The organism is Nocardia sp. NPDC059236, from assembly GCF_042754085.1.
Lineage (GTDB): Bacteria > Actinomycetota > Actinomycetes > Mycobacteriales > Mycobacteriaceae > Nocardia.
This window is the reverse complement of sequence record NZ_JBHZAF010000001.1, coordinates 902,755-915,428: the sequence shown is the minus strand read 5'-3', so window position 1 is coordinate 915,428 and position 12,674 is coordinate 902,755. Positions and strand designations below refer to the sequence as shown.

The 12,674-nt window shown below is 66.4% G+C and carries 12 protein-coding genes and 1 pseudogene; 4 read left to right on the top strand and 9 right to left on the bottom strand.

Annotated elements, in window-relative coordinates; genetic code table 11:
• The first annotated feature begins 56 nt into the window (after positions 1-56).
• On the top strand, positions 57-974 hold the full coding sequence (locus tag ACFXIV_RS04925; protein ID WP_379401954.1) for a LysR family transcriptional regulator: 918 nt from the start codon (positions 57-59) through the stop codon (positions 972-974).
• On the opposite strand, the gene ACFXIV_RS04920 is transcribed toward ACFXIV_RS04925, so the two are convergent.
• The 4 genes and pseudogenes from ACFXIV_RS04920 to ACFXIV_RS04905 form a co-directional block, all read right to left on the bottom strand.
• A complete protein-coding gene (locus ACFXIV_RS04920; RefSeq protein ID WP_379401953.1) occupies positions 960-1,592 on the bottom strand; it encodes a non-oxidative hydroxyarylic acid decarboxylases subunit B in 633 nt (210 codons plus the stop codon). The genes ACFXIV_RS04925 and ACFXIV_RS04920 overlap by 15 nt on opposite strands.
• A complete protein-coding gene (locus ACFXIV_RS04915; protein ID WP_379401952.1) occupies positions 1,589-2,080 on the bottom strand; it encodes a hypothetical protein in 492 nt (163 codons plus the stop codon). The genes ACFXIV_RS04920 and ACFXIV_RS04915 overlap by 4 nt, the downstream gene beginning before the upstream one ends.
• 27 nt (positions 2,081-2,107) lie before the next feature.
• Complete coding sequence (locus ACFXIV_RS04910) at positions 2,108-3,529, bottom strand: UbiD family decarboxylase (RefSeq protein ID WP_379401985.1); 1,422 nt, start codon at positions 3,527-3,529, stop codon at positions 2,108-2,110.
• A gap of 224 nt (positions 3,530-3,753) precedes the next feature.
• Positions 3,754-4,214: pseudogene (locus ACFXIV_RS04905) on the bottom strand (site-specific integrase); the annotation flags it as partial.
• 731 nt (positions 4,215-4,945) lie between these two features.
• Here ACFXIV_RS04905 and ACFXIV_RS04900 point away from each other — a divergent pair.
• Entirely contained in the window at positions 4,946-5,710 is a 765-nt protein-coding gene (locus ACFXIV_RS04900; RefSeq protein ID WP_379401951.1) for an SDR family oxidoreductase, read from the top strand.
• A gap of 66 nt (positions 5,711-5,776) precedes the next feature.
• Here the strand turns inward: ACFXIV_RS04900 and ACFXIV_RS04895 are convergent, their stop codons facing one another.
• Positions 5,777-6,745: a hypothetical protein gene (locus tag ACFXIV_RS04895; protein WP_379401950.1), complete on the bottom strand. Its 969-nt coding sequence runs from the start codon at positions 6,743-6,745 to the stop codon at positions 5,777-5,779.
• An 88-nt stretch (positions 6,746-6,833) separates the two neighbouring features.
• Between ACFXIV_RS04895 and ACFXIV_RS04890 the strand changes: the two genes are divergently transcribed.
• Positions 6,834-7,991 (top strand): lycopene cyclase family protein, encoded by a 1,158-nt coding sequence (locus ACFXIV_RS04890; protein ID WP_379401949.1) that lies wholly within the window; start codon positions 6,834-6,836, stop codon positions 7,989-7,991.
• Positions 7,992-8,294: 303 nt separating this feature from the next.
• Positions 8,295-8,585 carry a hypothetical protein gene (locus ACFXIV_RS04885; RefSeq protein WP_379401948.1) on the top strand — a complete coding sequence of 97 codons (291 nt, stop codon included), beginning with the start codon at positions 8,295-8,297 and terminating at the stop codon, positions 8,583-8,585.
• 223 nt (positions 8,586-8,808) lie between these two features.
• On the opposite strand, the gene ACFXIV_RS04880 is transcribed toward ACFXIV_RS04885, so the two are convergent.
• The 4 genes from ACFXIV_RS04880 to ACFXIV_RS04865 are packed head-to-tail and all read right to left on the bottom strand — an operon-like array spanning position 8,809 to position 12,597.
• Entirely contained in the window at positions 8,809-9,606 is a 798-nt protein-coding gene (locus tag ACFXIV_RS04880; RefSeq protein WP_379401947.1) for a hydroxypyruvate isomerase family protein, read from the bottom strand.
• Entirely contained in the window at positions 9,603-9,986 is a 384-nt protein-coding gene (locus ACFXIV_RS04875) for a gamma-glutamylcyclotransferase (protein ID WP_379401946.1), read from the bottom strand. The genes ACFXIV_RS04880 and ACFXIV_RS04875 overlap by 4 nt, the downstream gene beginning before the upstream one ends.
• A 32-nt stretch (positions 9,987-10,018) precedes the next feature.
• Entirely contained in the window at positions 10,019-11,158 is a 1,140-nt protein-coding gene (locus ACFXIV_RS04870) for an XdhC family protein (RefSeq protein WP_379401945.1), read from the bottom strand.
• A 2-nt stretch (positions 11,159-11,160) separates the two neighbouring features.
• Positions 11,161-12,597, bottom strand: a complete 1,437-nt coding sequence (locus ACFXIV_RS04865; protein ID WP_379390497.1) for an NCS2 family permease — start codon at positions 12,595-12,597, stop codon at positions 11,161-11,163.
• Positions 12,598-12,674: the final 77 nt, after the last annotated feature.

Here is a 12,674-nt window from a genome sequence, read left to right as displayed (position 1 = left end):
TGGCACCAGTCGACACCGGCCGCCGCCCAGCAACGCCTCTCCGATAGACATAGACAATGGACCTGCGCCAGCTGCAGTACTTCATTGCCGTCGCGGAAGCGGGCACCTTCACCCGCGCGGCGGAACAGGTGCATGTCGCCCAATCCGGGGTCAGTGCCCATATCAAGGCGCTGGAACGTGAACTGGGACAACCGCTTTTCGATCGGCGGCCGCGAGCAGCACAGCTCACGGCCGCCGGGGCGGCGCTGCTCCCCCACGCACACGCGGCGATCAACGCCCTCGCGACCGGTCGCGCCGCCGTAGACGCCCTCACCGGGCTACTGAACGGACATGTGGCGATCGGCAGCATTACCTCGATCTCGCCACGCAGCGTCGACCTACCCGAGACCCTCGCCTCGTTCCACCGCAAACATCCGGGCGTCGGCATCTCACTCATCGAAGACACGGCGGCCACACTGCTCCGACGGTTGAACGAAGGTGTCATCGACGTCGCGTTCACCAGCCTCACCGACGAAGCGGTGGCGGGCATCCACACTCGCGAACTCCACACCGAGCACGTTGTCGCCGCACTCTTACCGTCCGATCCGCTGGCACGGCAGGGGGAACTACCGCTCAGCGTTCTCAGCGAACGGCCACTCATCGCACTACCGGAGGGCTCGGGCCTGCGCTGGCAGCTCGACCGAGCCCTGTCCCGCGCCGGCATTCGCACCCATATCGCGTTCGAGGCCGGTGACACCGATGTTCTCGTCATGATGGTGGAAAAGGGCCTCGGCATGGCCTTGGTTCCGGAATCAGCACTCCGGCACAATGATCGAGTTGTCGGAGTGCCCATTCCAGAGCTTCCACGGGGCCGGCTGGGGATCATCTGGCGCGCCGGCGCCGCCGCCAGTCCCGCCGCCCGGGTCTTCATCGAACACACGGCGGCACTGGCATCGCAACGCAGAGAACCACGTCAGCCCTCAGCTTTCGGATGAATCCGCAACAGCGCGTGCCCTTGCGCGTTCATGTCGGGCCACATCCAAACCTCGCCACCGGCGGGCCTGCGGAGCATCGAGATCGAACTGGTCGAGAATCCGGGTGACGATGTGGTCGACAATGTCGTCGATCGTCTCGGGCTGGTTGTAGAACGCCGGCATCGGCGGCACGATCCGCGCGCCCATCCGGCTCAGCGCCAGCATGTTCTCCAGATGAATCTCGTTGAGCGGCATTTCCCGTGGCACGACGACCAGCCGGCGATGCTCCTTGAGCACCACGTCGGCGGCGCGGCAGATGAGGTTGTCCGCGTGGCCGTGCCGGATACCCGCGAGGGTCCGCATACTGCACGGCACGACGATCATCCCGGCAGTCCGGAAGGACCCCGACGAGATAGCCGCACCCTGCTCGCCCAGGTTGTAGGTGACGTCGCCCAATGCCGCGACCTCGCGCACGGAGTAGGGCGTTTCCATCTCGATATTGGACTTCGCCCAGGCGCTCATCACGAGATGGGTTTCGACCTGCGGCATTTCACGCAATGTCTCCAATAGGCGTACCGCGAACGGTGCACCGCTGGCACCGGTGATTCCCACAATGATGCGGGTCACGGATTCGGTCATCGCCGCACCTCCCCGTCGGCCCCCACCATGTGCAATCTAGCGAGCAGCGCCGCACTGCGCCGCCAATCCTCCCGGGCCGCGAGCTCAGCGGAGGTCCGGAATGTCAACGGCTTCATCGGAATACCGATATCGTCACGTTTGTGCTCGACGAGCGCGAAGACGCAGCCGGCGAAATCGCCGTCGTCCAACGATGCCGTCAGCTCGAGCTTGACGTGGTGACAGACCGAACCATGCACTGCGATGAATCCGGCGCAACCCGAGCGCCGCAGATTCGCCCGACTCCGGTTACTCGCGATCACCGCGAGCAAGCGTTCGCCGTCAGCGGCCGGCTCGAGTTCCGACCGCGACAACAGTGCGCTGTGGGGAAACCCGTTCGGATCCACGGTGAGGAATGGAAAGGCCTGTTCATGGGCGTCTGGATCAGGGAATCCGCGTAGCAACGCGATGATCTCGTCGGGCAGTGGCATCAGATCGGGCCTTTCCATCATTTCTCGGGCGTGTCAGCGGATCCGGAATTACAGCGGCAGCGTCGCCTTCCACCGCTCGCGGATCTCGGCCCGATACGGCTCATCGAAACGGTTCGACTTCGGGTAGGAGTCCTTCCACGCGAACGGTTTACAGGCATCGATCAGCACGATCCCCATGGACATATCCCCGGCCTCACGCTTGGCGGGCGACAGTCGTGGATCGATCGCGGTGGTCGGAGCCCGCACCACGTGAATCGACTCCGACGGGTCGACCCGAGTGAACATGGCCCACAAGACATGGTTGATATCGGTGATGTCGATGTCCTCGTCGACCACGACGAAGTACCGCTCCATGCCGCCGGTGCGCTTGCGGCCGGCGGCAGCCATGAGCGCGTGCATCGCGTCTCCCGCGCCGGTCTGCTCGATCGAGATCACCATCATGAGCTGGCGCGCGTAGGCCCACACGCCTCGAATGTTCTGCACTCCAGAGGCCTCCAGGTGGTCCCAGGTGACCGACGCGGAGTACAGCGGGACCGCCTGGTCGCCGGCCGGAACGGTCGGAATCATCGGCGGCGCACCGAGAATGATCGGCGAGTCTCGATGCATGATCCGATTGACCCGGACCACCGTCTCCTGCCCCGCGTGGGTGAAGTAGCCCGTCCATTCACCGAAGGGACCTTCGAGGACCGATTCCTCTGTTACCGGCGGCATCTCGCCTTGGATGACGATCTCGGCATGCGCCGGAATCGGTAGGTCGCTACCCGGGGCGTACAGCACCTCCACCGCTTCACCGCGGAGACCGCCGGCCACGTCGTACTCGGAAACACCTGCGGGCGCGGCGATTGCGGCGACCGTGGACAGAATCGGATCCGAACCGACGACCACCGCGATCGGGCACGCGATGCCACGATCCCAATACTTCTTCGCGATGGCGCGCGCATGGCGATTGCCGAGCATCCACAGCGACAAGCGATCCTTACCCTGCACACACCCCCGGTAGGTGCCGACGTTGACCCATCCGGTGTCGGGGTCGCGTGTGATGACCATGCAGGCCGTGCCGATATAGCGACCGCCGTCCTCGGCGTGCCAGCGCGGCGTAGGGAAGGCGGTCAAATCGATATCGTCACCCTCCATGATGTTTTCCAGCACCGAACCCGTCGATACGACCACAGGCGGTATCGGTTCGATCCGCTTGCTCAGGTCCTTCCAGGCCCGGATGATATCCATCTTCGAGGTATCCGCAGGCAGCCCGAGCGCCACCGCGCAACGCTCCGCGGTGCCCATGAAGTTCGTGAAGACCCGATAGCCCGCTGGATAGCCGGGAATATTGTCGAAAAGCAGTGCTGGCCCCTCCTTTTCGGCGAGCAGCTCGGTGATCGCACCGATCTCCAAGTCCCAATCGGCACCGTCGATGACACGCACTTCATCCTCACCCAAGTTCTCAGTGAGGTTATCGATGTAGTGCCGCAGATCGCGAAATACAGTCATAGCGCAGTCAGGGCACACGAGCCAGATGGCATCGCGACCCTATTCCTTTCCATTGGTTGACTTTTCGAATCGATCAGAATGTCGACCGGGCGAAGGACTGGCCTTGTTCTCGCCCGTCTGATTCCACTCTGCGACCGACAGCGCCATAAGTCCAATAGCTGGATCTGCTGCAAACCATCACAATTTCAGATGCACTATGCGACACCCGGAGATATCCGACCCGCGCGTTCGTGAACCCAGAGTGCCTGCAACCGGCCGGGATTGAACAGCGGGCACACCTCACTCACCCAATGGTCGAGCACCTCGACCACCCAATCCATCTCCGGGACAGTCAGTACCGTCCGCCGCCTGGGCGGACTGCCCTTCGACGGCTTTCCCCATCGCACGAACCATGCACCGTACTGACCGTAGTGCGGCATCGTCGTGCATGACGACGATCGGATAGGTCCAGGCCGCCAGCTTCTCGACGCCGTAATCCATAGGCGTAGACGGTCTTCAGCAGCGCGGCGTCCCGCAACGCGGGCAATGCACCTTTGCGGCCACGCCGCCGTGCTACCTCTACGCGCCCGTCATCGGCATCGAACAACGCCTGGACCTCGTCATAGGTCAACGGCTGCCGACCCGGCTGCCCCTCGAAATCGGTGTCGTGCGCGATCGAGTTGCCCTCGCGGTCGGATCGGCCACACCGGATCTTTGACGCGGTGCGGGCCTCACCCACGTCACCGGCACCTGGGCAATCACCTGACACTCGCCACACCCGCCCGCCGACCGCCATACTGTCACTGGCGGGAAGAACGACCACTCTGTCGACCCCACGGGGTCTGACTTCACACGCCGCACAGACGGCCTTGTCGGCGCTCTTCCCGCCCCAAAACCCGCTTATTCAGCAGTCTCCTAGCCGAAGGCCAGGTTGGGCCGTCGCCAACTCAACCCCCACAATCGATGCCCTCGAAAAGGCCACCACGCCGGGCAACGGGACGAGTTGGCGCGCCGCGTCGCCGACGAATCGCCGACCAAAGATGCACATGCTGTCGCCCAGACACTGAAATCACTGCACGAGGCCGACATTTTCTGCGTAGTTCCGGCATCTGCGTGAGGCTCTGTCGGAAACGACAGTCAGTACCTACGGCTCGTACTGGAACGTCATCGAGAGGGCCTGGCCCGACCGGCCCCTTACCTCGCCGGCGGCTACCGAGATCGATCAGCTGGTCCGGCATCATCGGTCGAACGCCGTCGTTCGGCGCAATTTCCGGGGCGGACGCGGCGCGGCAACGAACATGATCTCCGCGATCCGTTGCATCTACCGCCACGCCGAAGCGGATCGGATCCTTCACCCCCACGACAACCCGGCCCTGCAGGTCAAGAAGGCGCGCCGGTTGCCGAGTAACGTGCCGTCACATGAGTGATGACTTGTCGGGTAAGAGCGCGCTGGTCACCGGGGCCAGCCGGGGTATCGGGTTCGCGGTGGCTGCGGAGCTGCTGCGGCGAGGCGCCAATGTGGTGATTTCGGCTCGGAAGCCGGAGCCGCTGGAGGAGGCGGCCGAGCGGCTGCGCGGGCTGGGGTATCCGGGGAAGGTGGTCGCGGTCGCCGGTAATTCGGGCGATGCGGCGGCGCGGGCCGAGCAGGTCGCCACCGCGGTGACGCAGTTCGGGTCGCTGGATGTGCTGATCAACAACACCGGGATCAATCCGGTGTACGGGGCGCTGATGGATGCCGATCTGGATGCCGTGCGCAAGATCTTCGATGTGAATGTCGTTGCGGCGCTGGGGTATGTGCAGGAGGCGTACCGGGCGTGGATGGGTGAGCACGGGGGCGCGGTGGTGAATGTGGCCAGCGTCGCGGGGCTGCGGTCCACCGGCGTGATCGCCGCGTACGGGGCGTCCAAGGCCGCGCTCATCCGGCTCACCGAGGAGCTGTCGTGGCAGCTGGGTCCGAAGATCCGGGTGAACGCGGTGGCGCCGGGCGTGATCAAGACCAAGTTCGCGGACGCGCTGTACTCGGCCGACGAGGAGGCCGCGGCGGGCATCTATCCGATGAAGCGCCTGGGGTCGCCGGAGGATGTGGCGGCGCTGATCGGATTCCTGGCTTCGAACGAGTCGTCGTGGATCACCGGCACGACCGTGCGGGTGGATGGCGGCCTGCTGGCCACCGGCGGCATCTGACCTCGGACGCATCGAAAACTCGCGCCCGGCACCAGGATTGGGTGCCGGGCGCGAGTTTCGCAGTACTCAGCGGAAGGCGAGCGCACCGAGGGTGTCGCTGTGGCGGTACTTCACGTACTTCTCGACCGTCGCCTCGTCGACGGCCGGGGTGGCGGTGCCGACGGTGATGACCAGGAACTTGTCCTGGTTGCCGTCCTTCCATTTGCCGGTTTCGAAGTTCTTGATGTAGCTGCCGTCGGGGAGCACCACGTCCTGGTCGTCGAACTGGCCGTCGGCGCTGGAGGCCTTGCCGGCGTCGGACATGGTGAGCACCAGCTGAGTCAGCATGAGTGCGCCGTTCTCGGATTTCCACGCCATCTCCGAGGCGCGCGTGCACCCGAGGCCGGTCAGCGCGCCCGACTCCTCGATCGGGGCGCAGGAGTCGTAGTCGCGGCCGGACACGTAGGTGGCCTGCAGCGCGACGTCGCCCAGTTTGAAGTTCCAGTCCTTGCCGTATTCGGTGTAGCTGAAGCGGCTGCCGCCGGGCGCGGACTTGGAGGTGGTGGGCGCACTGCGGGTGGTGGCCGGGGCGCTGGTGGCGAACGACGTGGTGGTCGTCGTCGTGGCGTCGGCCTGCGAGGAGTCGTCCTTCTTGGAGACCAGGACGATCGCGCCGACGGCGACCGCGAGCACCACGATCGCGCCCAGCACCACGCCGATGATCAAGCCGGTGTTCGACTTCGGCGGCTGCGGCGGCGGGAAGCCCGGCTGCTGCGGAAAGCCCGGGTTCTGCTGGAACCCCGGCTGCTGCGCATAACCCGCGTCCTGCGGATACCCCGGCTGCTGCGGATATCCCTGCTGCCCAATCCAATTCGTCTGCGTCGGCTGCCAGCCCGCCGGGTCGGCCTGCTGCTGTCCCGGCCAGCCGGGCTGCGGCGCCTGCTGCTGGCTGCCGGTCTGCTGAGTGGGGTGGTCCCACCACGCCGGATCCGGATCCTGCGGCGGCTGCCCGTGCACGGTGGGGTCGCCGCCGAATCCGGCGGGTGGATACGTCATCTGCTCACCTTTCACGGCCTGCCCGAGCCCTCCCCGGCCCGGCATCATTCCCGAAGCGTAGGCGGGCGACCCGGCATGATCCAATCACGTGGTGACCGATGATCTCCTCATCTGCGGTGCGGGCCCGGCGGGGCGAGCCCTCGCCCACCGCGCGCTGGCGCACGGACTCTCGGTCACGATCGTCGATCCGCGCCCGCGGCGGCGATGGACGGCCACCTATGCGGCCTGGGCGGATGAGCTGCCGCAATGGGTCGCCCCGGAGGCGATGGGGGCCACGGTCGACCGCCCGATCGTGTGGACGCAGCACCGCATCGAACTGGACCGCCGCTACGTCGTCTTCGATACAGCGCGCCTACAGGATTCGCTGGACCTCCCGGGGGCGCGGCTCCTGCAGGACAGCGTGACCGACATCGCGCCCGCGGCCCGCCACCGGCACGACGGACTGGATCTGCCGTCGGTGCGGCTCGCGTCGGGTTCGGTGCTGGCGGCCGGACGCGTCATCGACGCGCGCGGGGTGGCCCGCTCCCCCGGGCTGGCCGAGCAGACGGCATTCGGGGTGATCGTGGACCGGGCCCGCCTGCCGGAGCCGGAGACGTATTTCATGGACTGGCGTGCGGACAACGGCGCGGAAACCGATGCGCCCCGGTCGTTTCTGTACGCGGTGCCGTTGGACGATGAGCGGGTCCTGCTGGAGGAGACGTGCCTGGCCGGGCTCCCGGCGCTGGATCAGCGGACGCTGCACGACCGGCTGACGCACCGATTGCGTTCCCGGGGAATCACTCTCACCGGCACCGAACCGGTCGAACGGGTCCGGTTCCCCGTGCACGGCGGTCGGCCGAATGCCCGCACGTTCGGCGCCGCGGGCGCTTTCACGCATCCGGCGACGGGATACAGCGTCGCGACCTCCCTGCGGATGGCCGATGCCGTCGTAGCCGGGGACCCCCTGTGGCCGGGTCGGGCGCGCGTCGTGCACCTGTTGCGCCAGGCCGGATTACGCGCTCTGCTGGCGCTGCCACCCGCCGACCTGCCCCTCTTCTTCGAGGCTTTCTTCGCACTGCCCGTCGAATCCCAGCGCGCCTACCTCTCCGGCCGCGACGACCTCCGCGGCACCGCCGCCGCCATGATGTCACTGTTCGCGACGCTCCCCTGGCGAATACAGCGCACGCTCGCCATTGCCGTGGCCCGACCGCCCCGCCGCACACCCACCTCCCGAGCCACGCCCTCATCCGCCGAGGGTCCCGTGTAGCGCAGTGGGTCGACGGTTATCGGTAGCGCGTTCGGTATTGATCTACCCGAATTCTCCCGAATTGCCAGTCTAAAGCAGTCGCTGATGGTCTGCTGGTGGGGTCGCAATCCCGAATAGGGGAGGTTCCAACGATGTTCGACCTTCCACGATCCAGTCACCGTGTACTGCCGAGGATGACCGTTTCTGATGCGCTCGCCGCGCAGAAAGCGCACGCCGAATGCCCGATCACTATCTGCCCGATCAAATTGCAGGCCAGGACATTTCTTCTCGGTGAATCGCACCGCAGACCGAATGGGGTGGGACGTGGACGACCAGAGTGACATCGAGATTCGAGCGCTGCAGGATGTGATAGATGCGGTCGAGGATCGGTTGCGGCGTTTCGAGGCGAAGGACGGTGTCGTGCTCGCGGAGCGGTCCGAGGTGTATGCGACCGTCATCTTCGCGGTCATCGCCAGTGCACGCGCCTCCGGCCACTACGGCGCGGGAAGCCTGGCACGAGCGCCACTTCTGGACGAGATCCTCATGGGTGCCGAGCCGGAGCCCTGGGAGACAGCGATGTACGCCGTGGTCATCGATCGGGCGTTGACGCAGTGAAGCACGGGAGCCGCCGGCCCCTCATCGGTCAGCGGCTCCCGGGCCGTGAAGGGAGGTCAGCCCCACTCGCTCGTGGCCGTCGGTCCCACTCGCCCGTGGCGATGCCGCGTGCGTCCGACTACCGGCAGCTGCACGGTGAACCGCTCCACCACCCAGCCGGGCGGCAGCGCCGACGCACAGTGCCCCTGCGGTGTCCACGATCCCGGCCGACCCAGCACGACACTCACTCGATCCAGCTCCAATCACGGTCGGGGTCCTGGTATTCCAGCCCGATCCAGCCGTCGTATCCGGCGGCGTCCAGGGCGGCGAAGAGGGCCTCGAAATCGAGGGTTCCGGTGCCGGGCCGGCTGCGCGCGGGCGCATCCGCGATCTGCACATGCCCGATCCGGGGCGTGTATTCGGCGATCACGCCGAACAGATCCGCACCCATGCGCGCGAGATGGTAGAGGTCGCAGAGGAACCGGAGATTGGGTTCGCCGACCGCATCGATCACCTGTACGGCCCGCGCCGCCGAGACGATCGGATAGTCCGGCGACTCGATGGAATTCAGTGCCTCGAGCACCACCTGCGCCTCGATGCCCGCGGCGGCGCGCGCGGCCAGTCGCAGGTTCTCCAAAGCCAGCTCGTCCTGCACCGCCGGGTCCACACCGGGAATCCGGTTCCCGTACAAGGCATTCAACGACCGGCAGCCGAGCCGCTCGGCGATCCCCACGGTGATGTCGATATTGTCCCGGAATTCGGCCTCCCGCCCGGGCACGGACACCAGTCCCCGCCCGGCGGGCACCAGATCGATGAAGTTCAACCCGACCAGCTGCACTCCGGCGTCGGACACCGCGGAGACGAACGCGTCGACCTCCTTGTCCCCGGGCGCCGGGTTCTCGCCGAAGGGCCACCAGAACTCGACCGCGTCGAACCCGGCCGCCTTCGCCGCCGCCGGACGCTCCAGCAGCGGCAGATCGGTGAACAGGATCGAGCAGTGCACGTCGAACTTCCGCAGCGCACCGTCGGCGGTGTACTTCATCGGGTCGTTTCCTCCCTGTAGGTGTGCCAGCTACCGAAATCGGTGATGTCGATGAGCTGCGGGTAGGAAATGATCGGGCGGCGCAACAGCATGGACAGCACCGAGCGGTTGTCGTCCAACACAATCACACCCAGTTCCAGCTCCGGCGGTTCGGCCGGGAGCAGGCGGGTGCGCAGCACCTGCATCGGCACCTCGAACAGCTCGCCCGCGATGGGCGCGCCGCCGTAGGCCACCGGATGCAGGCCGGGGAAGCGGTCGCCGACCGAATAGAACCGGTAGTGCGGCGCGGTCCTGACCTCCCCGGTGCAGGGCGCGCCCTCGAGCAGGTGGTTCAGGGGTCCGCCGCGCATGGCACCCCCGTTCAGGAAGATCAAAGGCATTGCCGTGGTTCCCTTTTCGGTCGACAGCGGGGTCAGGCGGTGAGCCGGAGGGCGTCCGGCGAGTCCGGGACGGTCACCTCCGGCACCGCGATCGCATCGCGATGGATCGGCCCGCCGTAGGTGCCCAGAGGCATTCCGGTGCCCCCACGGCGGACCGCCACGATCTCGGCGGCGATGGAGACGGCTGTCTCCTCCGGAGTCCGCCCGCCGAGATCGAGTCCGATGGGCGACTTCAGCCGCGCCAGTTCGGCATTCGTCATCCCGACCGCACGAAGCCGCTGGAGACGGTCCTCGTGCGTCCGCCGGGATCCCATCGCACCCACGAACGCCACCGGCAGGCGAAGCGCCACCTCCAGTAGCGGCACATCGAATTTGGCGTCGTGAGTGAGCACACACAGCACGGTCCGGGCATCCACCTGGGTCCGCGCCAAATACTTGTTCGGCCATTCCACGACCACCTCGTCCGCGTCGGGGAAGCGGGCGCGGGTGGCGAAGACCTCCCGCGCGTCGCAGACGGTGACGTGATACCCGAGGAACTTGCCGATTCCGGCGACCGCGGCCCCGAAGTCGATCGCCCCGAAGACGATCATCCGCGGCGGCGGCACATGGGATTCCACGAACACCGTGACTTCGGCGGCAGCGGGCTGCCCATCGGACTGAGCACCGCACCCGATGGTGCGCACCGCGGTCGTGCCGGCGTCGAGCATGGCCTGGGCTTCGGCCACCACCCGTTCGTCGAATTCGGCTCCGGAGGTCCACCAGGTGCCCAGCGCCATCACGGCGCCGCTGTCGAGGTCGCGGACCATGGCCACGGCCTCCCCCTCAGCTCGCAGGACCTTCTCCACCGCATCGCGATTGGACTCGGTCACCGACTGGACGAACACCTGAATCGTTCCGCCACAGGTCAATCCGACCGCGAAGGCGTCGGTATCGCTGTAGCCGAAGGTCTCCCGGAGCGGTTCTCCCGTTCGCAGCGACTCGCGGCACAACTCGTAGACCGCACCCTCGACACAGCCGCCGGAAATGCTCCCGATGACGGTGCCGTCGGCATCCACGGCCAGGGCCGCGCCGATCGGACGGGGCGCGGAGCCGCCGATCCCGATGATGGAGGCCACGGCGTAATCCTTGCCCGCCGCATGCCATTCCAAGAGTTGTGCCGCGATGTCGCGCATGACTAGCCTCCCAGGGCCAATTCGATGCCGTTGATACCGAAGTAGGCGACGAAGACGACGCTCACCACGGCCACCAGCCAATGGATTTCGCGGTACTTACCGCGAGCGAGCTTGATCACCGTGTAGGCGATCAGGCCCGCACCGACACCGTTCGTGATCGAGTAGGTGAACGGCATGAGCACGATCGTGATGAAGGCCGGCACGGCGACCTCGAGATCGTTCCAGTCGATCTTGCGGGCCTGCGTCATCATGAGCGCGCCGACCAGCACCAGGGCGGGAGCGGCGGCCTGAATCGGCACCACGGCCGCGATCGGGGTGAAGAAGATGGCGGCACAGAACAATCCGCCGGAGATGACGCTGGCCAGACCGGTACGGGCGCCCTCACCGACACCCGTCGCGGACTCGACGTACACCGTGGATCCCGCGCCGCCGGACAGGCCGCCGACGATCTGGGCGACACCGTCGGTGGTGAGGATCTTGCCCATGCCGGGCACCTGACCCTTCTCGTCCACCAGGCCCGCCTCGTCACAGACGCCGAAAACCGTTCCCATGGCGTCGAAGAAGCCGGTCAGCACCAGGGTGAACAGCACCACCGTGGCGGTCACCGCGCCCGCGGTGGCGAAGCCGCCGAACAGGTCGATGTGGCCGATCAGACCGAAATCCGGGGAAGCGAACAGCGATTTCGGCTTCTCGGGGACGACGGTGCCCCACGCCTTGGGGTCGATGGTCGCCATGGCGTTGACGATGATCGCCAGCACGGTCGAGATGGCGATGCTGATCAGGATCGCGCCCGGCACCTTGCGGATGAACAGGGCGAGCATCAGCAGCAGGCCGACCGCGAAGATCACCGTGGGCCAGCCGGCCAGATGCCCTTCGACACCCAGTGTTACCGGTGGCCCGCCGGGCGCACCGTGTCCCACCACGCCGGAGGAGACCAGGCCGATCATGGCGATGAACATGCCGATGCCGACGCCGATGGCGTTCTTCATGGCCAGCGGAATGGCATTGATGATCATCGTCCGCAGGCCGGTCGCGGCCAGGATGACGATGACGATGCCCATCAGCACCACCAGGCCCATGGCCTGCGGCCAGGTCATATGGGGTGCGGCCTGATAGGCGACGACGGGGACCAGACCGAGGCCGGCGGCCAATGCGAGGGGCACATTGCCGACCACGCCCATGAGGACGGTGGTCAGGCCGGCGGAGAAGGCGGTCGTGGTGGTCAGCTGAGCGATACTGAGCTTGTCCCCGTGCGCGTCGGTGACGCCGCCGAGAATTAGCGGAACCAGCAATATGACATACGCCATAGCGACGAATGTGGTGATGCCGCCACGGATTTCACGCGATATGGTGGTCTTGCGCTCCGATAGCCTGAAGAACTTTTCGAGCGCAGAACCCCGCGTTTCCGGGGTGGTGATCGGTGACTGAGTCTGGGTCATGGCTGCCCTCCTATGGGCGTAGCCGACCAGCGGCCCGGGGTGCTGGGGTATCCCGGGCCGCGGATTCGGTGATGCTT